Raw genomic sequence first — 22,136 nt, forward strand, 5'->3', positions numbered from 1 at the left:
CGAAAAAAATAAGAAAATGCGGGAAAGTTTCATTTGGGACATAAAAATAGCGAAACCTTCTGGGTTTCGCTATTTTTGCATGTCATTTATTTTTATGGATATAAACGATTCAATAGACGTGGGAATGGAATGGTTTCGCGAACGTGTTCAGTGCCAGAAATCCAAGCTACTGTGCGCTCTAATCCAAGTCCAAAACCAGAATGCGGTACGGAACCGTAACGTGCCAAGTCGATATACCAGCTGTAAGCTTCTTCATCTAGACCGAATTCTTTTACACGAGAAAGCATTAAATCTAAATCGTGAATACGCTCGGAACCACCGATGATTTCGCCGTATCCTTCTGGTGCGATTAAATCCGCGCAGAGAACGACTTCGCTGTTTTCAGGGTCTTCTGGCATGTAGAAAGGTTTGATGCCTTTTGGATAATGCGTGATGAAGACAGGTTTTTCAAAGCTGTCGGCAATCGCGGTTTCATGCGGTGCACCAAAATCTTCGCCCCATTCAATATCATCAAAACCTTTTTCTTTAAGAAGTGTAATCGCATCTGTATACGTAATCCGCGGGAATGGCGCCGTCATTTTTTCAAGAACGGCTGTATCACGACCAAGACGTTCAAGTTCAATAGCGCAGTTGTCTAAAACGGATTTTACAAGAAATGCGACATATTTTTCTTGCACTTCAAGACTATCTTTTAACGTATAGAAGGCCATTTCTGGTTCAATCATCCAAAACTCGATAAGATGGCGACGCGTCTTGGATTTTTCAGCGCGGAATGTTGGACCAAATGAAAACACTTTTCCAAGTGCCATTGCGGCTGCTTCCATGTAAAGTTGTCCACTTTGCGATAAATAAGCATCTTCATCAAAATATTTCGTATGGAACAATTCCGTTGTGCCTTCCGGTGCACTGCCTGTTAAAATTGGCGGATCCACCTTAATAAAACCTTCTTTGTTGAAAAACTCGTAAGATGCGCGGATAATTTCATTTCTGATTTTCATAATCGCGTGTTGTTTATTGGAACGCAACCATAAATGGCGATGGTCCATTAAAAATTCCGTACCATGTTCTTTCGGTGTAATCGGATAATCGTGTGCTTCTGAAATCACTTCAATATTTTGAACAGTCATTTCATAGCCAAACGAAGAACGACTATCTTCTTGAATGACCCCCGTTACATAAAAACTCGTTTCTTGCGTCATGCCTTTTGCCAGTGTGAAAATGTCTTCTGGCACTTCCGCCTTCACAACAACACCTTGCATAAAGGCAGTTCCATCACGCATTTGTAAAAAGGCAATTTTGCCGCTGGAACGTTTATTTGCGAGCCAAACACCAATTGTAACTTCTTGTCCTACATAATCTTTCACTTGATTAATTGTAATTTTCACCATGTACACTCCCTATTGATTCATAAAGTCTTTGATTCGATTTATTGCTTCTTGGAACAGCGCTGGATCTGTCGCATAGGAAATCCGAATATAATCCGGCATGCCAAACCCTGATCCCGGAATAACGGCCACGAGCGCTTCCGTCAGCAAAGCTTCCACAAACGCATCCACGCTTGGATAGCCTTTTCGCGCGGCCGCTTCGTGCGCGTCAATAAAGAAATAAAAAGCACCATCTGGTTTTTTCGGTTTAAAGCCGGGTATTTCTTCTAACTGCGGGTAAAATCGCGCCATGCGATCCGAAAACGCCTGATACATTTTCTCCGGCACTTCCTGGCTCCCGTTATAGGCTTCAATCGCCGCGTACTGCGCATTTGCAGTCGGATTACTCGTCATATGATCCGCTAGTTTGCCCATGCCCCGAATGACGTCGGCATTTGCCGCAGCATAACCGATACGCCAGCCGGTCATGGAATACGCTTTTGAAACACCATTAATTAAAATTGTGCGCGCATAAATTTCCGGGCTAAGACTCGCAACGGAAACCACATCCGCCGGGTCGCCGTAATATAGTTTTTCATAGATTTCATCAGATACAATCCATAAATTGTGTTTGACGGCAATAGCTGCAAGCGCCTTTAATTCGGCTTTTGAATAGCACATGCCAGTTGGGTTGTTTGGCGAATTTAATAGCACCGCTTTCGTTCTCGCCGTAATTGCTCGTTCAAAACTAGCTGGATTCATTTTAAAATCGGCATCGAATCCTGTTTCAACAAAAACAGGCACGCCGCCGGCAAGTTTGACTTGTTCCGGATAAGTAACCCAATAAGGAACAGGGATAATCACTTCATCTCCCGGATTTAAAATCGTTTGGAAGGCAGAATATAAAACGTGTTTCGCTCCCGTTCCTACGAAAATTTGGTCTTCTGTATAACGCACATCTTGGTCACGTTCTAATTTCTGAACGATGGCTTTTTTCAACTCGGGAATTCCTGTTGATGGGGTGTATTTCGTAAAGCCGTCTTTCATGGACTTATAAGCTGCCTGAATGATATTTTCCGGCGTGTTGAAATCGGGTTCTCCTGCGCCGAGGCCAATGACATCAATACCATCTTGTTTCATTTTTTTCGCTTTTGCCGTAATAAAAAGCGTCGGTGAAGGTGCTACTTCCTGCACGCGTTTAGACAAAGGTAAGTCCATTTTTTGCTCCTCCTCTTATAAATTTTCGATTTGTCTTAGCCATTCTCCTTCGCTGAAAGACATGTCGTAGTAACCAAGATTATCGTTTTTATCTAAATAGCTGACTTCCCAAATTGGGACGCCTTCTTCCATACCAAGTGTTACGTTTAAAATTTTGCGCGGCTTCTTCTCTTTTTGCACAATATCTCGCGCTTGTTGTTCGCTTATACCATCAGACGCATATTTGACTAAAACTTCGCCCGATTTTTTCTTCGGCACCCAAACAATAATGTCTTTTCCAGCTTTATTTTTCCCGGTTAAAACATAATACGTTTCTTTTGGTCCATTGTACAAATAAAAATCATCGTGCGATTTCAAATCTACGCTGCCGCTTATTCGGTCTAGCGCCGCTTGCTCATCTTTTTTAATTGGCTTTTCAGCACTATGCAAAAACCAAAAGAAAGCGAGTCCTAAAACTACCAAAATGCTGACTGGAATGAGAATATATCGGGCGATTTTTCGCCTGTTTTTTCGTTTTTGCAAATCTATTCGCTCATTTCTATTCTTTAATTGCCAAAATGGCTAAGTTTCAATATGTTCCTATTATAGCAATTTGCTGCTTTTTTTTGAAGCTTTATTATTATTCTGACTTAAAAAAGTCAGCAATTTCGCTTAAAAGAACTGTTTTATCGCCTTTTTTCGTAGGAACTTTCGGAATAGAGTTTAAAAAAGATTGACCAAATTTCGTCGTATCAATTCGGTTATCGAACACTAAAATAATTCCACGGTCCGTTTCGCGGCGAATTAAACGCCCAAAGCCTTGCTTAAAGCGCAATACGGCTTCCGGTAACGAATACGTTTGAAAGGCGTTCTCCCCGCGTTCTTTACGGAGAGCAATTTGAGCTTTCGTATATGGATCTTCGAGCGGTGCAAACGGTAAGCGCACAATAGCCAGACAAGATAAATCTTCGCCCGGAATATCAATCCCCTCCCAAAAGCTCGTCGTCCCAAGCAGAATTGCTTTTTCAAACAGTTGAAATTGTTTCGTTAGCCGGGCAGGACTTCCCGCAGACACGCCTTGTGCGAGAATCATATATTCCGCGAGCGCCTCTTTCCCCTTCATGAAGCGTAGCGTTTCGCGCAACATCTCGGTTGCCGTGAATAAAACAAGCATGCGACCGTCCGTACAAAGCGCCACATCACTCAAATAATCAGCCAGCGCCTTCGCATAATCCGAAACAGGCGTCCCTTTAATTTGCGGCATATCTTGCGGAATCAAAATCCGCGCATTTTCCTCGTACTGGAACGGCGATGGAATTTTCGCCTCTAACAAGTCACTTTCCTCAAGACCAAGTGCTTTTTTTATGTAAGAAAAATCATGATTGACAGAAAGCGTGGCAGACGTCAAAATGACGCTTTCTTTTTGTTCAAAAAAGTCCTCTTGAAGCGCCCTCTCCACCTCCATAAGCGTACCAACAATACGCAAACTCGGCAACGCCCCGTTTTTGTCCGCCTCAAGAGAAATCGTCATGACGGGCTGATTCTCATTTAGTAAACAAGCAAAATCCTCCCGCATTGTTTTCCAATCAAGTAAGAAAGAATACACTTCCTCAACAAAAGCCGTTTCCGCTTCTTTTAAGTCCGTTTCTTCTTGCTTCCCTTTTTTTAGAAGCGTTTCGATATTCCGTTCCACTTCACGGAACAGTACGAGAACATTTTCAGCCGCATATTTTAATGTGTCATCAAAATGAATTTTTTGTTCATTTTCAATTAAAACGAGTTCTTTTTTAGCACCGCGACTATTTAATAGTTCCGCATGTAACAAACTAAATAAAATATCTGTTGCTTCTGTCAGTTTCAACTGGGCGATGTCTAAATCAAACAAACTCTCTTCTGCTGGAAAGACCATTTCTAAGCGACTAAGAAGTGAATATTTTTCGAGCGTTCCAAGTTGATTCAAGAAATACTTCACTTTTCGGTAAGACAAGTAAAAGCTCTTCTGCATGCGAGCGCTCTCCGCAAAATGATGCGCCTCATCAATAACTGCGAAAGAATATGCTGGCAATAATTTTTTCCCGTTGAAGTGATCGGAAAGAAGTAAAGCATGATTCACAATGACTAGGTCGGCATGGCGCGCCTGCTCCAAACTAAATTTGTAAAAATCAAAAGCAATCCACGGATCTTTCGTTTCAGAAAGGTACCAACCAGTATGCTTCATTCTGTTCCAAAACAGCTCGCCACCACTCGATAAATTGACTTCATCAATGTCACCCGTTTCTGTTTCCGTAAGCCAAACGAGCAGTTTTAATTTCGTCACGACAACATCGTACTGCGGATCGCTTTCATGAAGCAATTGCTCAAATTTAAACAAATTTAAATAATGATCTCTCCCTTTTAACAGCGAAGCTTGCACATCAAATCCAGTTAATTTTGACACAAGCGGGACATCTTTTTCATAAAGTTGGGTTTGCAAAAGGTTGGTATATGTACTAATAATAACAGGCAACTCTTTTTGTTTCGCAAAATAAATTGACGGCAAAAAATAACCTAATGATTTTCCAATCCCAGTTCCGGCTTCAATAAGCGCATGGCGCCCTGTTTGCATCGCTTGAAACGCCAAGTTCATCATCTCAAATTGACCACTTCTCGCATATAAAGGGGCCCCCGCACGTTTAAATAACGCAAGTTTTTCTTCCTCACTTTTTGGAAAATCCAATTTATCTTCTGTACGATAAATCGGCTTACGAATATTTTTTTTACGCAAAACTAAACCACGATGTTCCAGCCATTTTTCAGGAAGCGGCTCAGCTTGGCGGTCTTTTTTCATCTCAATCTCAAAGAAAAGTTCCGGCAAATGCGTTTTTAACGGCTGGGCAATCGTCGTCATCTTCCGAATCACCGAAACCGGTAAACTCTCCAACTTCTCCACGCACTGAAGAAACAATTCCGCTGTTACCAAAGCATCACTATCGGCTTTATGTGGATTTTCATGAATAAAACCAAACTCATCAGCTAAATCCTGCAATTTATAACTATCGACAGACGGATATAAAATACGCGCCATTTCCACCGTATCAAGCAACTTCATTTTACTAAGCGGCTTACCCGCACGGCGCATTTCCTTTTGCAAAAAAGTCCAATCAAAATTCACATTATGCGCCACAAAAATCGTATCATCCAGAAGCGCCAAAATCGTATCCGCCACATCTTCAAACAGCGGCGCATCAGATAAATCATCTGGCGTAATCCCCGTCAATTCCTGAATAAAAGGCGGAACTGGCTTTAAAGGATTGATATAGGTTGAAAAAGTCTCTACAATTTGTTTTCCTTCCACTAGCGTGGCAGCAAATTGAATGATTCGGTCATCTCTTGATGCCTGATTACCTGTCGTTTCTAAATCGACCACTACATATTTTTTTAACTTTCGTCCCATATGATTCACCTTCCTAAAACCAGTTCCACTTGTTTTTTTACAACGTTGTATTCGCTTTTTCTTCGTAAAGTCGTTCTACAATTTGATTGTTTTCATCTAACACAATCACTTTCGGCGTCATCGTTTTGGCATCGTTCGTTTCAAACAAACCATAGCCCATAATAATAACGATATCCCCGGGTGACACAAGCCTAGCTGCCGCCCCGTTTAAACAAATTACACCACTATTTTTTTCACCCGCAATAATGTAGGTCTCTAAACGCGCACCGTTATTATTGTTCACAATCTGTACTTTTTCGTTTGGCAGTAAGCCCGTCGCCTCTAAAAGCGCCGCATCAATCGTAATGCTCCCCACATAATTTAAATTCGCTTCCGTAACCGTCGCGCGGTGAATTTTCGCATGCATCATCGTTCTAAGCATCATACTCACCTCGCTTTATAATTTCGTTATCAATTAAACGCGCCTTTTCATACTGCACTGCTATGGCTAAAATAAGCGAATTTGAGAAATCAGACACCGCAGTAAAATCAGGATATTCGTAGAGCGCCAAGTCGTCCACTTTCTGTGCCACATTTCCAAGAACCGCTCGTACCTCGGCTAAAATGACAGCCTCATCGTTTACGCCTTCCAAAATGCGTTTCTTCCCAGCTAAAAGGGCTTGATGAATGATCGGCGCCTCATTTCGTTCAGCGGTGGATAAATTGACATTTCGACTGCTTTTCGCGAGGCCATCTTGTTCGCGCACCGTCGCTACACGCCGAATGGTAATCGGTAGAAAATAATCACGAACAAGTCCTTCCACAACCGCAACTTGCTGGGCATCTTTTTGCCCAAAATAAGCACGGTCGGGGCCAACAAGATGGAATAGTTTGAGCAATACAGTAACGACGCCATCAAAATGACCCGGCCGTTTCGCCCCGTCAAGCACATCAACACGCTTTGTAACATGCAGCGCCGTTGATAATTCCACCGGATACATTTCCGCGACACTCGGCAAAAAGAGAATATCCACGTGGGCTCCTTCTGCCAGTTCAATATCGCGTTTTTCATCACGCGGATAGGTATCTAAATCTTCATTCGGCCCAAATTGCGTCGGATTCACAAAAATGCTCATCACAACCACTTCATTTTCTCGCCTTGCTTCCCGAACGAGCGTAAGATGACCAACATGTAAATAGCCCATCGTTGGAACGAAGCCAACCGATTTCGAGTCCACCGCACGAAGCGTTTCGCGGAGTTCCGTTTTTGTGCGTACAATTTTCATCTTATTTTCCCCCGTATAAGCCTTTTAGCTCTTCTTCATTCATCGTAAAGCTATGGCTCTCTTCTGGAAAAGCTTGCGTTTTGACATCTTGCACATAAGTAGTAAGTGCCTTTTCAATCAGCTCATCAACTTCCGCATAAGCCTTCACAAATTTAGCGCGCCGCGAAATACCATACCCGATGACATCATGATAGACCAGTACTTGCCCATCAGTTCCAGCACCTGCGCCAATCCCAATTGTTGGGATACTTATATTTTTCGTCACTTGCTCAGCAAGCTGTTTGGGAATCGCCTCTAAAACGAGCGCAATAGCACCTGCTGCCTCTATCTTTTTAGCATCGTCTAACAATTTCTTAGCCTCTTCTTGCGATTTTGCACGGACTTTGTAGCTTCCTGTAAGCCCAATAGCCTGAGGCGTCAAACCAAGATGCGCGACAACAGGTGCCCCAGCCGTCGTCAGTGCCGCAATATGTCGCACAACATCACCAGCACCTTCCAGTTTCACCGCATTTGCACTACTTTCTTGAATGAGTGTCCGCGCGCGTTCTACCGTTTCGCTTTCTGTCCCGTGGTACGTCATAAACGGCATATCGGTCACAACAAATGTATTTTTCGCCCCACGCTTCACCGCTTTTGTATGGTGAATCATATCCGAGAGCGTCACTGGAATTGTTGAATCGTAACCTAACACCGTCATGCCAAGCGAGTCACCAACTAAAATCATGTCGATTTCAGCGGCTTCCGCATTTTTGGCAGAAGGGTAATCATAAGCAGTCAGCATCGTTATTTTTTCTTGCTTTTGCTTCATGTTCAAAAAATCAATTGGAGTTTTCATTTTAACGCATCCTTTCGTCCATGTTCATAAATGAATCACGGCAAAAATTAAGTTGAAAAAGAAGCTTTACGGTATCGTTTCATCCGAATACGATCATTGTCTTTGCTTCCTCTGTTAGTTTAGCATATTTGTACATCGCTATAAAGTACACTTACTTAAAAAAGCCCTCGCCTAAATCGAGGCTAGGGCAGGCAAATTTAAGAGCCTTGCGGTTTTTTTACATATTTTTCTCCAGCCATGTTTTTAAATCGGCCTTACTATCGTTCCCTAAAAATTTAGATGCCACTTTGCCATCTTTCAAATAAACCATTGTAGGCACAGAATCAATATCCATTCCTTTCAGCAAGTCCATCATTTTGTCACGATTTTCTTTACTTGCCGCATCTGTATTATAATAAGCCATTTTCTCCGGCCAATTTTCCTCTTGAAGTACTTCTTTTAAAATCGGTTGAAAAGCTTGGCAATCCACACAAGACGGGCGTCCTACATAAACAAAGCCATCTTTTTTATCCGCAAATTCGCTCGTTCCAATTGTCGTTAAAAAAGCTTTCGCAGCTTCACTTGTTTTTTCCGTCTTTTCCTTTTCCACCGCTTTTTTTTCTTCCGTTTGCGAACAGGCCGAAAGAACCAACCCTAACACACAAACACCAACAAACAGCATGATTTTTTTCATGTCCAACCTCCTAATTCATTTTCATTTTACACAATCTCTGTAAAAAAAGAAAATGCTAAGTTTAGCATTTTCTAAAGGGTCTAGCCCCACAAAATTCAATTTCACCAAACCATTCGGCTTGATTTTCTAATTTTCCGTAGCAGAAAAACAATTTTAGGAGTTGAAATCAATATCCGCTGAATAAATTTGGTGCAGTACGTTTGATTCGTCACGAACGAGTAAAACACCGTCATCTGAAATTCCTTCGGCAAAGCCAGCCAGTTGTCCTTGCATCGTCGAAACCGTAATTTTTTCCCCAAAAGGAATCGCCTTGTCTTCCCAAAGTAGCTTAATCGGACGGAATCCTTCCGCCATGAACAGCTGGTAATATTTTTCAAGCTGTTTTAAAATTTCTTGAATGAGCGCCGTGCGCGAAATAGCATGCCCCGCCTGGAGCGCAAGCGAAGTCGCCTTTTCTTGAATCTCCACTGGGAACGTCATTTGATTGACATTGATGCCGATGCCGATGATGACCGCCTCAACAGAAGCCGCTTCAGCGCGCATTTCCGTTAAAACACCACACACTTTTTGTCGGCCAATGTAAATATCGTTTGGCCATTTAATTTGCGGTTCGAGTTTCGTGATTTCCTCTATCGCTGTTGCCACCGCGAGCGAAGCGATGAACGTAAACTGTGGCACTTTTTGCATCGCAATTTGCGGCTTTAAAATGACACTCATCCAAATACCTTTGCCGCTTTGCGAATCCCAGACGCGCGCTAGGCGACCTTTGCCGCTTGTTTGCAACTCGCTAACCACAACCGTGCCACTCGTAGCACCCTCGCTAATTTTTTGATGCGCCACAAATTGCGTCGAATCGACTTCATCGTAAAAATACAGTTTTTGCCCCATAAATTTCGTATGCAAGCCAATTAAAATGCTGTCTTTTGAAAAGGAATCGCTATTTTTAACTAGGCGATAACCTTTATTTCGAACCGCTTCAATTTCAAAACCTTCATTTCGCAGACTTTCCATATGTTTCCATACCGCCGTGCGCGATAAACCAAGTAAATCTGCAATTTGCTGACCCGACAAAAACTCACCTTGACGCTTCGCAAAAAGCGCGAGCAATTTCTCTCGATTTTGATTAGCCACGTCGTAACCACCTCCGAATCGCTTCCTCTTCATTTTCCACTTCCCGAAAAACAACCGCCCGCTCAATCTTTAAAAGCAATTCCCGAAGCCATAAGCCGCCCGGTTTGCCGAACATTTCCATTAGTTCCGTTCCCGAAATCGCAAGCTCCCGCCGAGATTTAATCGGCAACTTTTCGTAAATTTCAAGTGCATCAGCCACTTTTTTCTCTCCTGAATAAAACGCGCGTCCCGCTTCAACTAAATCGACTAAAGTAGACCCAGCTTGAAATACAGTTAGCGGATTCCAAGAAACATCATCTAGAATGAGTACATACGCAGCCGTTACGAGCTGAATGCGCTTTGTTGGCAACTTCCAAGCTTTCAAAAATGAAACCGCCTCATTCGGCCGAACAGCAAGGAGCAGCGCAAGCCAAATTTCCTCTTCTGTCGGATTATCCGTAAAATGAAACGCGCAAAGCTCGGCAAGTTCCGATTTTCTGCCAGCAAGTTGCGGCAAATAGTTTTCCATGTTAGCTTGCAGCACGACTTGGAGGGCGTCTTTCCGAAAAGCCCCGCGCATCAATTTAACCCACTCCACAGCTTTCCGTTCCGTAGCAGTATGCGTTAGAAGGCCCACTTCCGAAATGAGCGCCGCTTTCGTTTCAGCTTCAAGCGCAAAACCAAGTTGGCTGACGAAGCGAACTGCGCGCATCATTCGGAGAGCGTCCTCGTGGAAGCGCGTTTTTGCATCACCTACCGCACAAATCATTTTCATGCGAATCGCATCGCGCCCGTGAAATGGGTCATGGTACACCCCGTTTTTATCCATCGCAATGGCATTCATCGTAAAATCACGACGCAGTAAATCCTCTTCTAGCGAACGCACGAACGTAACGTCTGTCGGACGTCTGAAGTCCTCGTATTTCCCGTCTGTACGAAACGTTGTCACTTCATAATATTCCGTTTCATAGCGAACCGTAATCGTCCCGTGTTCGATGCCGGTGTCATATGTAGCCGGAAAAAGCAATTTCACTTCTTCCGGGAAGGCGCTTGTGGCAATGTCAATATCATCAATTTCGCGGTCTAGGAGCGTATCACGCACTGAACCACCGACAAAATACGCCTCATATCCTGCCGCTTCTAATTTTTCTAAAACTGGAATGGCTTGTTTAAATAGTTGATTCATCGCTCTCTCTCGTTTCTTAAAACGTGTCGTCACGTCGTAGTTTCCGCCAATCTAAAAAGCCTTTTGAAAGTCCGCGAAGCAGTACTTCCGCTGTCCCGATGTTCGTCGCAAGCGGAATCGCATATACATCACAAAGTCTGATTAGCGCCGTCACATCTGGCTCGTGCGGCTGTGCTGTTAATGGGTCACGTAAAAAAATGACTAAGTCCATCTGATTTTCCGATATTTTCGCACCAATTTGCTGGTCACCACCGTGCGGTCCGGATTTAAAACGATGGACATCAAGCCCTACTTCTTCGATGATTCGCTTTCCAGTCGTGCCAGTTGCAAAAAGCGTGTGCGGCTTCAAATAATTTTTGTAGCTTAGCGCAAGTTCAATAATTTGTTCCTTTTTTTCATCGTGAGCAATCAGGGCAATATTCATTTTTTTCCCTTCCATCATAAAATATTTTCAAGTCCGTAAATGAGCGTATCGAATTCGGCTGTTTTACGGATAGCAAGCGCAACGCCTGACATGAAGGAAATACGGTCATAAGAGTCGTGCCGAATGGTCAGCCCTTGCCCTTCTGAACCAAAAATAACTTCTTGATGGGCGACGAGTCCCGGTAAGCGAACACTATGAATGCGCATGCCTTCATAATCGGCACCGCGAGCACCTTGAATAGTTTCTTCTTCCCCAATCGCGCCTTGTTTAATCTTTTCACGTGTTTTGGAAATCATTTCCGCCGTTTTTACCGCGGTTCCGCTCGGGGCATCTAACTTTTTATCATGGTGGAGCTCGATAATTTCGACATTTGGAAAATACGCCGCCGCTTTTTCAGCAAATTGCATCATCAAAACAGCACCAACAGCAAAATTAGGGGCAATCAAACTGCCGATTTTTTTATCCGCAGCAAGCTTTGTCAGTTCTTCGATTTGCTCGGGCGAAAATCCAGTTGTGCCAACAATCGCGCGTACCCCGTGCTCAATAATTTTTTTCGTATTAGAATACGCCACACTTGGCATCGTAAAGTCCACAACAGCTTCTGGCTTCACTTCGGTAAGGAGTTGTCCTAAATCACCAAATACCGGCACATTTAGTTCACTAAATTCCGCTAATTCATTTATATTTTTTTCTACTGGATCTTTATCTAACACACCAACAAGTTCCAAGTCGCTTTCTCGTAACACCGTTTTTACGACCTCATGTCCCATTCTACCTTTATAACCAGATACTGCTACTCGTATCATTTTTCTTCCTCCTTTTTCGTCCAGCGATTTATGTCGCGTGTCGCAAATTTTTGCATCACTGTGTCATGCGCTTCTTCCAAATCAATATGTAACGAATTCGCCATACACGTTAGTACGAAAAGACAATCGCCCAGTTCCTCTTGAATCGTTTTCTCGCCTTCTGATGATTTTTTCGGCTTTTCGCCGTAGTAATGGTTGATTTCACGCGCAAGTTCACCAGTTTCCTCTGTCATTCTTGCCATCATCGCAAGTGGCGAAAAATAGCCTTCTTCAAATTGTCCAATAAAAGCATCTACTTCATGTTGCATCTCTCTTATCGTCTTTGTCACGCGCTTTACCTCCCATTTTTTGGTACACTAATAGTATTATTATAACGTTATTCTAAAAATCTTGAAAGGAGCAGATTATGTTCAAAACACTTCGGGTTAAAAATATTCTTTTCATCTTGCTTGGCACAGCCATTTATGCATTTGGTCTTGTCAATTTTAATATTCAAAACGGACTCGGTGAAGGCGGTTTAACAGGGATTACACTCCTTTTGTTACACTTCTTCCATATCGATCCCGCCTATTCAAACCTTATCCTAAACGTTCCACTCTTCCTTTTAGGCTGGCGTATTTTAGGATTTCGTACCTTTCTTTACAGTGGTATCGGCACCATTAGCCTATCACTTTTCTTATGGATTTTTCAGCGCATCCCGTTTACACTCGATTTGCACACAGATTTACTGCTCGTCGCTTTATTTGCAGGCAGTTTCACTGGTGTTGGACTCGGGCTCGTCTTTCGCTACGGCGGGACAACAGGCGGTAGCGATATTATCGCGAAATTGCTCCACTTTAAAAAAGGGATTAGCATGGGGCGCACATTATTCGTCATCGATGCACTTGTTTTAACGGCCTCACTCTCTTATTTAGACATTAGACAAGTCATGTATACTCTTGTTGCCGTCTTCATTGGCGCGCGCGTTATTGATTTCGTCCAAGAAGGCGCGTATGCCGCACGCGGAGCCATGATAATCTCGAAAGACAACAACGCCATCGCAACTCACGTCATGCTCGCAATGAACCGCGGTGTCACCATTTTAGAAGGTCGCGGCGGCTTTTCCAAACTTGACCAAGATGTGCTTTATATCGTCGTTGCAAAAAACGAAATTATCCAACTTAAAAATATTATCGAAGCCGTCGACCCACACGCTTTCGTTTCTGTCAGCGTCGTCCATGATGTGATGGGGGAAGGCTTTACGCTGGATGAAAATAAAAATCCGCTTTATTAGCGCTTTCGGATATAATTCGCTGGGTCAAAACGTGTGATATCCAGCGAAACCGGTTCACCTAGCGCGCACTCAGCAATTAGTTTTCCAACAAAAGGACCCGTTGTTAAACCTGATGCCCCTAAGCCATTTGCCACATAGATTGGCGTGTCCCCGATTTGACCAATGAACGGTGTAAAATCAGGCGTATATGGCCTAGTTCCAACCGAAATTGTGCTCGTCTGTGCGCCTTCCAGCTGAATAAACGGCGCGAGCTCTCGAATGATTTCCTCATAGCCGGCTTCCGTAGGCTCACGGTCGAAGCCGGCTTCTTTTTCATGTGTGGCCCCAAGCATGATTTGCCCCGCATCAAACGGCACAATACTCTTCGCAGCTGGCGGCAAAATAACTGGCCAGTCGTCCGTTTTCTCAGCAAAAGTCATCGTCACAATTTGCCCTTTTTGCGCCAAAACATCCGCCTCAAAACCAAGTGGCTCCAAGAATCGCGGCATCCAAGCGCCAGCTGCCAGCACAATTTTATCAAAAGCAACTTCTTCTTCTCCTGCAAAAAGCGCCCCTGCCGCGTTCACCTTACCGTGCGCCTCCATTTTCACTGCACCGTTTCGTTTCGCCCCGTCTAAAAGCGCGTCACGAATCCGTGCGCCATTCACACGCCCGCCGCCACTCACGAAAACCGCCCCAAAACCAGGCTGCACGAGCGGAAACCGCTTTTTCACATCCGCTTCTTGTAAACGAATCACCTCGCCCATTTCAGGTGCCGACACGCGCCGCTCCTTCGCAAGCGCAAACAAAGCATCGAGCGCCATTTCATTTCCCCGAAGCGCAAGCGTGCCAACTTGTTTGTATCCAGAATCCACAGAAAACCCCGCCAGTTCTCTTGATAGCTGCGGATAAAAAGCAGCGCTATGTTTCGCGAGCTCATACCAAATCTTATTCCGCCGTTTTGAAAGCCACGGACAAATAATCCCCGCCGCATGTTCCGTCGCCTGCCCAGGCGCCTTATCCTCAATAATCGTCGTCTCATGTCCCCATTTCGCCAAATGATAGGCCGCACTCGCACCAACAATGCCAGCGCCAACAACCGCTATTTTCATGTCGTAATCTCCTTTAGCCACACCCGAAGCGCATCAAAATCAGCTTCAATAAGCGGCAATAATTTTCGATTGTAAAAAATACTCGCCGGATGAAACGTTGCCATCATCCGAAATTTCCGCTCCGTATCCTGGTACTCCCGGTTACCAGGCGTAACCAGTTCGCGTGCAGGTACATAAAGGCGCTGACCGCGCACATCTGGAACCGCTATTTTCCCCCCAAGCATTCGTCTTAAAGCAATGTTCCCCATTGTCAGAATAATTTTCGGTTCAATGTGCCGCAATTCGTCATCAAGAATCGGGGCGTGCGCATCAATCTCCTTCTGATTCGGCGTACGATTGTAACGCTTCAAAACGCGCTCCCCGGACTTCGCATCCACCTTGTAAACGTCTTTAAAAGGCCGACTTCGAACGGCGCTCGTTATATAAACGTCCTCACGCGTTAAGAAAGCTCTCTCAAGTGACTTCATTAGTTCAGCGCCCGCTCGGCCGCTAAACGGGATTGAATTATGAATTTCTGTTTCACCCGGCGCCTCCCCAATTAGCATCACTTGCGGTTTTTTGGGACCACGACCTTTTACAAAGCCTTCCAGCGCCAAGTGTTCACTCCGTTTTTTGACAAGTTGAACTAGAGTATCTGAAGTTTCAAAAAAAGCATCATTTGGCTGCATGTTATCCTTCCTTTGCATATATTGACAACAATATGTTAATTTGTAATAATATGATAAATGTATTAAATCATCAGAATAGCACCGTGACTAGCCTTCTGAATTAACCGTATCTTTTTATTTTACTGAATTCCCGTACGAATTACAAAAAGGGAGCTTTTTTTTTATGTGGAATATGATTGACTCGTTATGGTCCAGTTTGGCACTTTTTTTATCCGCTCTATTTTTTCACGGTATGATTTTACGTTCACTTCGCGAAAGAAAACCAAATTGGTTTATTAATAATTGGCAACACCATATCATCCGTTATTTTATCGGCATGTATTATGGTGTTTTAGGTTTGTACTTTATTTTGCGTGGCTTGCCAGGTACAGATTACGGCGTTTATACCGACATGCTCGTCAACATTATCTTAATTTTAAACTTATTTTCAGGTGTAGGCCCCGCTACTATTGCAACTATTATCATCGCAGTAGGCAAACTCATGCTAGCCGCAGACACGAGCCTTCAACTTCTCTATCTTTTTTTTATCATCTCTTTCCATCTTATTTGTATTCAAGTAAACACTTTGAAAATCTCGCTTTTTCAAAAGTTCATTTTAAGCAAGCTGAGCATTACGCCCTTCATGCTTTTCTATCTCCATCTTAAAATGGCTATTCCCCTTCAAATGGAAGCTATTCCAAGGTGGCTCTTATTTTTTGGCATTTCTTTTTTCTGTAGCCTGCTATTATATCTGGCTGCCCACTTCATTGATTCCTCCAACAAACAAATTTTTGCCTTGCGCCAGTCAGCTATTTTAGATCCATTAACAAATCTCGCCAATTTTCGTCATTTTGACAATTGTTTAGGCGAACAATTTGCTGAGAGCAAGAAAAATCGCACACCGCTAAGCATTATTATTTTTGATATTGATTTTTTTAAGAATATCAATGATACATATGGACATCAAACGGGTAATGTTATTTTATCAAGCTTAAGTGGCGCCCTACAAAAAGTCCTTTTTCCTAAAGGGACACTCATCGCAAGAATTGGTGGCGAAGAATTTGCCATTTTATTACCAAATATTTCACGCACCGGTGCAAAGCTTTACGCCGAACAGCTTAGGGGGAAAATTGAGAAAACCGATTTCCCTTTTAATCGTGAAGATATCCACTTGACCATTTCTGTTGGCACTGCAACGATGGACGAACTTCACGATTTTGAAAGTGGTGCAGCCTTATTAAACACCGCTGATAAGGCGCTTTATATCGCAAAAGAAAATGGACGAAACCGTGTTCATGCAGCAGTTCATTTAACAGTTCCATTAAAGGAGTAATTTTTATGCCTACACAATTTGATGCCTATATTGATAGTATCTCGACATTTCTGGCCATTTTATTCATTCAAGGAATTGCCTTCCGCAAACTTCGCGAAATAAAACCCAATTGGTTTTTACATCGTAAAAGTCAGCTGCTTTTAAGTATTTCAATTGGTGTTTACTACGGCTTAGCTGGCATTTATTTTATTTTTCGCGGGGACCAAGACGCGGCGACAGTCGTTTATACAAACATGCGCATGAATATTTTACTCATCACTGCCATTTTCGGCGGCCGAATTCCTGTCACCATCGCCTATAGCTTCATGGTTATCGGCCACATTTGGATGGGGGAATCCACGCAAAATGAGCTTAAATTTATTCTGCTGCTAACAGGCTTTTATCTTATTTGCTTTATTGTCACCAAACTTAACATGAGCTATTTCAAAAAATATTTGATTGTCTTTTCCTGTGCCATTCCCGTTCTAGCTTACTACTACTTCACCGACTTTGGCAGCCACACCATTTTAACTGGAAGCGAAGCCTTACTTTACTACGCGCTTTTCATGCTAACGAGCGCACTCGTATTTGCCGCTTGTAACTATATTGATAAGAGCAATAAAATCATGTTTCAGCTTCGAAATTCTGCTATGACAGATATGCTAACCAATTTGCCTAATATCCGTTATTTTTTAGAAACATTTGAAAAAGCTTTTCTTCTTTCTTTGAAAAAAAAGAAACCGCTTAGTTTAATCGTCATTGACATAGATAATTTTAAAGAAATTAATGATGTCCATGGTCACCAGGCGGGCAATACGGTTTTATCCCAGTTTAGTGTGATTTTAAGCAATCATGTGCTGCCAAAAAGTGCGCTCATTTCCCGAATTGGTGGCGAAGAATTTTCCATTTTATTACCCAATGTGGCGCTTCCAGAAAGTCAGCAAATCGCCGAGATTATTCGGAGCCAAATTGAACGCACATCGTTTCCTTACAATCCAAAAAGCGGGCAAGTGACAATTTCTTTAGGCGTTTCCTGTCAGCAATTTCCTGATTCGAACTATAAAACGAAAGAAAGTTTGTTTGAGGCGGCCGACAAGGCGCTTTATCTTGCCAAACAAAGCGGACGGAATCAAGTTTTAACAAGCTTTTCAAAGGAGGGCTTGGAAGATGTTTAAAAAATTATTTTTACTGACGCTTATCGCATTTCTAGCCGGGTGCGCGCAAAGTCCGCCAAAAGAAACAACGCCGAAAAAGGCAAATGTGGAGAAACATGTGGCAACCAATTATTTGGCAGAAAACGGGTTAATTGCCGACTATAAAGTGTCTAAAAATGCCAATTATTTGTCGGAAAGTATCGGTTTATATATGCAGTATCTTGTTTTAAACAATGACAGCCAAACGTTTCATTCGCTTTTTACGGCGATGCAAAATGAACTGCTAACTGAACAAACCTTTATTAAGTGGAAAATGGGAAATGGTATTACGACAAACGCGTTTATAGATGATATGCGCATTTATGAGGCTCTTCAGGCGGCAAGTGACCAATTTAATTACCCTCCGTACGCTGACTTCGCGAACAAAATCGCGGTGAGTTGGAAAAAATATGGTTTGGGGAACCAAACACCTCGTGATTTTTTCGATTTTAAAACAAAAGAAAAAGCAAAAACGCTTCATTTGAGTTATTATAATAGTACCGCGATGAAAGAAGCTGGGTTTGATAAGGCTGCCTTCAAGCCGCTAGAAAATGCGGTAGCTAGTCCGTTTTTTGATGAAATCTTTCAAGATGGGCGTTATGAAACGACTGGTAATGAAGTGAATATGATTGATCAAATGCTAATTGCGATTCAATATGTTACGCTAACTCATAAAAAAGAACCGCATTTTGATGCTTTTTTGCAAAGCGAATGGGAACAAAATAATCGAGTTTATGCACGTTTTTATCGGGATACGAAAGAACCTGTGGAAAGTATTGAATCGACGGCCGTTTATGCGATGCTTACGGAATACTACACGCAAACGAATCAACCAGATTTTTATCAAAAAGCAATGGATAAACTAAACGAGATGGATACGTCGAACGCTACTACGACACATTTCTTTGATTACATGCATAAAGAGTTAGCCTTGATAAAAAAGGACGTTAGTAGATGAATAAAAACCAAATTTTGGATATGATCGAATCCAATGAATTCCAAACGATTTATCAACCGATTGTGAACATTCAAGAAAATCATGTTTTTGGCTACGAATCCCTGACGCGCGTTCATAACGTACCGATTGGGGATTTTATTAAAGAATGCGAGAAAAACCGTTTGACCAGTCAATTTGAACTGCGCACGCTTAAAAATGGCATCGAGCACTTTAGTTGGCGCGAAAGCACACGACTTTTTTTAAATATTTCCTACGACACGTTTATCCACCACTACCAAGAATTGGAAGAACTACTTAAAGAAAGTGGCGAAATTACATTTGAATTTTTAGAAACATCTGTGATTGATGAATGCCAGTTGCTCGACTTGCACGTAAAAATGACCTCTCTGAAAAGACGTTTTGGCACGCAATTTGCGATTGATGACTATGGTTCAGGCTATGCAGACATCGCACGCGTTCTAAGGCACCCGACTGATTTTGTGAAAACGGACGCTGAACTGTTGAAAGACGTACAAAATCATCACGGGAAAAAATTAGTGCTCACCAACTTGCATCATTTTTTAGAAAAAAAGAAGAAAAAGATGGTTGTAGAAGGTGTTGAAAACAAGGAACAATTCCATTATTTGGTAGGTCTTGGGATTACGTACGCGCAAGGATTTTATTTTATCTGAAAAACGCGGTAAAATAGAACCAAAGATTGAAAAGGAGCCACTTTATGACGAAAAATAATATTTTAAGAAATCCGTTTTTAAACAAAGGAACTGCTTTTACATATGAGGAACGTGAAAAATATGAATTAGACGGCCTACTTCCGCCGCACGTGGAAACGCTAGATGAACAAATTGTACGCGTGAAGGCCATTTTTGACGCGCTTCCTGATGCCTTGCAAAAAAATTATTATTTGACGGACCTTTATAATAAAAATCGGACGCTTTATTTTGCGACAGTGCAAAAATATGTGACGGAACTGCTTCCAATTATTTACACGCCAACAATTGGTGATGCGGTGACCGAATACCACAAGCACTTTCAAAATACCGATGATGCGCTTTTTATCAATGCTTTCCGCCCAGAAATTTTACACAATAGCCTGAAAAACGCGTGCGGACAGCCTGAAAAAATTAAAATGATGGTCATTACAGATGGCGAAGGTGTTTTAGGCATCGGTGACTGGGGCGTAAACGGCGTTCAAATCGCGGTAGGAAAACTTGCGGTTTATACCGTTGCGGCTGGCCTTGACCCGTCTAGCTGCCTACCGGTCATCATTGATTTTGGCACGAACAATTTGGACTTGCGAAATGATCCGCTTTATCTCGGCGAGCGCAAGCCGCGCATGTCTAAAACTGAATATGACCATTTCATCGCGCAATTTATTTCCGCCGCAAAAGAAATTTTCAAAGAAGTCGTCTTTCATTTTGAGGACTTCGGTCGGGCCAATGCGAGCCGAATTTTAGATACCTACAAAGATGAAGTCTGCACCTTTAACGATGATATTCAAGGAACTGGCGCAATGGTTGTCGCGGCTGCACTTTCAACAACATGCGTATCCAAAATTCCGCTTGCGCAACAGCGGATTCTGATTTTTGGCGCAGGAACGGCGGGTATTGGTATTGCCACCGAGCTTTGTCATGAAATCATGCACAGTAGTGGAGTCACACGCCACGACGCTAAAAAGGCCTTTTATTTAGTCGATCGAAATGGTCTTGTGACAGATGACATGGCCGACTTAACAACTGGGCAGCGTTCTTTTGCGCGAGACCGGGCGGATTTTGAGAACATCGACACCACTTCGCTTTTAGAGCTTGTTAGACTGATCAAACCAACGATGCTTATCGGTTCAAGCGGTGTCCCTTCCGCCTTTTCAGAAGACGTGGTGCGTGAGATGGCCAGCTATACGATTCGTCCGGCCATCTTACCGCTGTCAAATCCTACAAAACTCGCTGAAGCAAAAGCTGCCGATTTAATCCAGTGGACAAATGGAAAAGCACTCATTGTGACGGGCAGTCCGAGCGCGCCTGTTGAATTCGGCGGGCAAACGTTTGAAATTGGTCAAGCGAACAATGCGCTACTCTACCCGGGCCTTGGTCTTGGCGCCATCATTTCGCGCGCAGAAAAAATCACAAATGGCATGCTACGCGCAGCAGCAAAGGCTGTATCAGAACAAGTTGATGCCACTCATAAAGGCTCAGCACTTTTACCTCACGTATCAAAACTCCTTCAAACGAGCGAAAAAGTCGCTTACGCCGTTGCAAAAGCAGCCATCAAAGACGGTGTCGCACGGATTAAAACGGTCGCAGAAGAGGACGTTCAAAACGCCATCTGGACGCCTGTTTATAAAGAGGTGTAGCCATGTTTCCACTAACGAAAATGCGCATCGAAAATCTGGTTGACTCAGGCACCGTGCCAGGAGCGAGTTTCCAGTTTTTGACGCAAGAAGCGACACAGTCCTTCACTCGCGGTTTAAAACAAATTAGCCCTTCAAAAAAACCGCTTCTTTCTTTTGAAAAAAACATTTACGATATTGCGTCACTCACGAAAGTTGTGGCGACGACTACGCGTGTGATGCAGCTTGTTGAGAGCGGAAAACTAGCCCTAACGGATTCGCTTGGCACCTTTTTGCCGGACTATCACACGCCCGATTTGACACTACTCGACTGTTTGACGCACCGCACTGGGCTCCCAAAAAACATTCCCGGCTTCCCAATTGAAACGCCTAGCGACATCGACGCCTACATTAGCGCTGCCCGTCCAGTCGCAAAAAACCGCACCATCGTGGACTACTCCGATTTGAATTTCCTACTCCTCGGTAAAGTTATCGAAGTAGCTTGTGAAAAGCCGTTTGAAGCGCAAGTAACCGACGCCATTTTACGCCCGCTTCACATGGAAGACACAACATTCTTTACGGCTGACAAAGCCCATTCAGTCCCAACTGAAGTAACCGAAAAACGCGGCGTCATTTCAGGCACCGTCCATGACCATAAGGCTTTCATCGCAGGTGGTAACACCGGTCATGCAGGGCTTTTCTCAACATTAGATGACCTCAGACGTTTTGCATCGGCACTCCTTTTTGACGACGGCGCCCCGATTTTAACGCGCGAAAGCCTTGCCCGCATTCAAGAAAACTATACGCAAGATTTAAATCGTGACCGAGGCATTGGCTATGACTTAAAACCAAACGGCGACCATTACGCCCTTTACCATACTGGATTTACAGGCACCTTCATCGTCCTTGACATCGTACAAAAAAAAGGACTCATCGTCCTCACAAATCGCATTCATCCAAGCCGCAATAATTCCGCCTTTTTAGAAGAACGCGAACAAATTGTCACAACTTTCCTAAACGAAAAAGCAGAGTAGCCACCCTACTCT

Annotated in this window: 22 protein-coding genes; 7 read left to right on the forward strand and 15 right to left on the reverse strand. The window is 43.2% G+C overall.

Annotated features, from left to right (window positions below; all coding sequences use genetic code 11):
• Positions 1–92 precede the first annotated feature (92 nt).
• From asnS to BN1609_RS02485, 13 genes are all read right to left on the reverse strand, one after another.
• Positions 93–1,385, reverse strand: coding sequence for an asparagine--tRNA ligase (asnS, locus tag BN1609_RS02425; RefSeq protein WP_088815303.1), 1,293 nt, complete (start codon positions 1,383–1,385; stop codon positions 93–95).
• A 12-nt stretch (positions 1,386–1,397) separates the two neighbouring features.
• Positions 1,398–2,582, reverse strand: a complete 1,185-nt coding sequence (locus BN1609_RS02430) for a pyridoxal phosphate-dependent aminotransferase (RefSeq protein WP_088808577.1) — start codon at positions 2,580–2,582, stop codon at positions 1,398–1,400.
• A gap of 15 nt (positions 2,583–2,597) precedes the next feature.
• Positions 2,598–3,104, reverse strand: coding sequence for a DUF5590 domain-containing protein (locus tag BN1609_RS02435; RefSeq protein WP_088808576.1), 507 nt, complete (start codon positions 3,102–3,104; stop codon positions 2,598–2,600).
• A 97-nt stretch (positions 3,105–3,201) separates the two neighbouring features.
• Positions 3,202–5,994, reverse strand: a complete 2,793-nt coding sequence (gene dinG, locus BN1609_RS02440; RefSeq protein WP_088825312.1) for an ATP-dependent DNA helicase DinG — start codon at positions 5,992–5,994, stop codon at positions 3,202–3,204.
• Positions 5,995–6,031: 37 nt separating this feature from the next.
• A complete protein-coding gene (gene panD / locus BN1609_RS02445) occupies positions 6,032–6,415 on the reverse strand; it encodes an aspartate 1-decarboxylase (RefSeq protein WP_088808574.1) in 384 nt (127 codons plus the stop codon).
• A complete protein-coding gene (panC, locus tag BN1609_RS02450; protein ID WP_088808573.1) occupies positions 6,408–7,259 on the reverse strand; it encodes a pantoate--beta-alanine ligase in 852 nt (283 codons plus the stop codon). Before panC ends, panD begins: the two co-directional genes overlap by 8 nt.
• Position 7,260: 1 nt before the next feature.
• Positions 7,261–8,094 carry a 3-methyl-2-oxobutanoate hydroxymethyltransferase gene (panB, locus tag BN1609_RS02455; RefSeq protein WP_088840473.1) on the reverse strand — a complete coding sequence of 278 codons (834 nt, stop codon included), beginning with the start codon at positions 8,092–8,094 and terminating at the stop codon, positions 7,261–7,263.
• 217 nt (positions 8,095–8,311) lie between these two features.
• Positions 8,312–8,767 (reverse strand): thioredoxin family protein, encoded by a 456-nt coding sequence (locus BN1609_RS02460; protein WP_088808571.1) that lies wholly within the window; start codon positions 8,765–8,767, stop codon positions 8,312–8,314.
• Positions 8,768–8,920: 153 nt separating this feature from the next.
• Positions 8,921–9,931 carry a biotin--[acetyl-CoA-carboxylase] ligase gene (locus BN1609_RS02465; RefSeq protein WP_088808570.1) on the reverse strand — a complete coding sequence of 337 codons (1,011 nt, stop codon included), beginning with the start codon at positions 9,929–9,931 and terminating at the stop codon, positions 8,921–8,923.
• Positions 9,891–11,063 carry a CCA tRNA nucleotidyltransferase gene (locus tag BN1609_RS02470; protein WP_088808569.1) on the reverse strand — a complete coding sequence of 391 codons (1,173 nt, stop codon included), beginning with the start codon at positions 11,061–11,063 and terminating at the stop codon, positions 9,891–9,893. Before BN1609_RS02470 ends, BN1609_RS02465 begins: the two co-directional genes overlap by 41 nt.
• 16 nt (positions 11,064–11,079) lie before the next feature.
• Positions 11,080–11,487 (reverse strand): methylglyoxal synthase, encoded by a 408-nt coding sequence (locus BN1609_RS02475; protein ID WP_088808568.1) that lies wholly within the window; start codon positions 11,485–11,487, stop codon positions 11,080–11,082.
• A 14-nt stretch (positions 11,488–11,501) separates the two neighbouring features.
• Entirely contained in the window at positions 11,502–12,290 is a 789-nt protein-coding gene (gene dapB, locus BN1609_RS02480) for a 4-hydroxy-tetrahydrodipicolinate reductase (RefSeq protein WP_088809057.1), read from the reverse strand.
• Positions 12,290–12,622 carry a nucleotide pyrophosphohydrolase gene (locus tag BN1609_RS02485; RefSeq protein WP_088808567.1) on the reverse strand — a complete coding sequence of 111 codons (333 nt, stop codon included), beginning with the start codon at positions 12,620–12,622 and terminating at the stop codon, positions 12,290–12,292. Before BN1609_RS02485 ends, dapB begins: the two co-directional genes overlap by 1 nt.
• Positions 12,623–12,699: 77 nt before the next feature.
• On the opposite strand from BN1609_RS02485, the gene BN1609_RS02490 reads away from it, so the two are divergent.
• Positions 12,700–13,566 carry a YitT family protein gene (locus BN1609_RS02490; protein WP_088808566.1) on the forward strand — a complete coding sequence of 289 codons (867 nt, stop codon included), beginning with the start codon at positions 12,700–12,702 and terminating at the stop codon, positions 13,564–13,566.
• Here BN1609_RS02490 and BN1609_RS02495 read toward each other — a convergent pair.
• Both BN1609_RS02495 and BN1609_RS02500 read right to left on the reverse strand, forming a co-directional pair.
• Positions 13,563–14,657 (reverse strand): FAD-binding oxidoreductase, encoded by a 1,095-nt coding sequence (locus BN1609_RS02495; protein WP_088825314.1) that lies wholly within the window; start codon positions 14,655–14,657, stop codon positions 13,563–13,565. The genes BN1609_RS02490 and BN1609_RS02495 overlap by 4 nt on opposite strands.
• Positions 14,654–15,325: a uracil-DNA glycosylase gene (locus BN1609_RS02500; RefSeq protein WP_117584595.1), complete on the reverse strand. Its 672-nt coding sequence runs from the start codon at positions 15,323–15,325 to the stop codon at positions 14,654–14,656. The genes BN1609_RS02495 and BN1609_RS02500 overlap by 4 nt, the downstream gene beginning before the upstream one ends.
• A gap of 163 nt (positions 15,326–15,488) precedes the next feature.
• Here BN1609_RS02500 and BN1609_RS02505 point away from each other — a divergent pair, with 163 nt between their 5' ends.
• From BN1609_RS02505 to BN1609_RS02530, 6 genes are read left to right on the forward strand one after another with little or no spacing between them, the layout of a single operon-like run.
• The gene (locus BN1609_RS02505; RefSeq protein ID WP_088808564.1) at positions 15,489–16,637 is read left to right on the forward strand and encodes a sensor domain-containing diguanylate cyclase; all 1,149 of its coding nucleotides are present in this window, start codon (positions 15,489–15,491) and stop codon (positions 16,635–16,637) included.
• A gap of 5 nt (positions 16,638–16,642) precedes the next feature.
• Entirely contained in the window at positions 16,643–17,791 is a 1,149-nt protein-coding gene (locus tag BN1609_RS02510) for a GGDEF domain-containing protein (RefSeq protein ID WP_088808563.1), read from the forward strand.
• Positions 17,784–18,767 carry a glycoside transferase gene (locus BN1609_RS02515; protein ID WP_088808562.1) on the forward strand — a complete coding sequence of 328 codons (984 nt, stop codon included), beginning with the start codon at positions 17,784–17,786 and terminating at the stop codon, positions 18,765–18,767. The genes BN1609_RS02510 and BN1609_RS02515 overlap by 8 nt, the downstream gene beginning before the upstream one ends.
• Positions 18,764–19,438 (forward strand): EAL domain-containing protein, encoded by a 675-nt coding sequence (locus tag BN1609_RS02520; RefSeq protein WP_088808561.1) that lies wholly within the window; start codon positions 18,764–18,766, stop codon positions 19,436–19,438. The genes BN1609_RS02515 and BN1609_RS02520 overlap by 4 nt, the downstream gene beginning before the upstream one ends.
• Positions 19,439–19,482: 44 nt before the next feature.
• Positions 19,483–21,114: an NAD-dependent malic enzyme gene (locus BN1609_RS02525; RefSeq protein WP_088840474.1), complete on the forward strand. Its 1,632-nt coding sequence runs from the start codon at positions 19,483–19,485 to the stop codon at positions 21,112–21,114.
• Between the two features lie 2 nt (positions 21,115–21,116).
• Positions 21,117–22,124 (forward strand): serine hydrolase, encoded by a 1,008-nt coding sequence (locus tag BN1609_RS02530; RefSeq protein WP_088815104.1) that lies wholly within the window; start codon positions 21,117–21,119, stop codon positions 22,122–22,124.
• Positions 22,125–22,136: the final 12 nt, after the last annotated feature.

The sequence above is a fragment of the Listeria sp. ILCC797 genome (assembly GCF_900186185.1).
Taxonomy (GTDB): Bacteria; Bacillota; Bacilli; order Lactobacillales; family Listeriaceae; genus Listeria; species Listeria goaensis.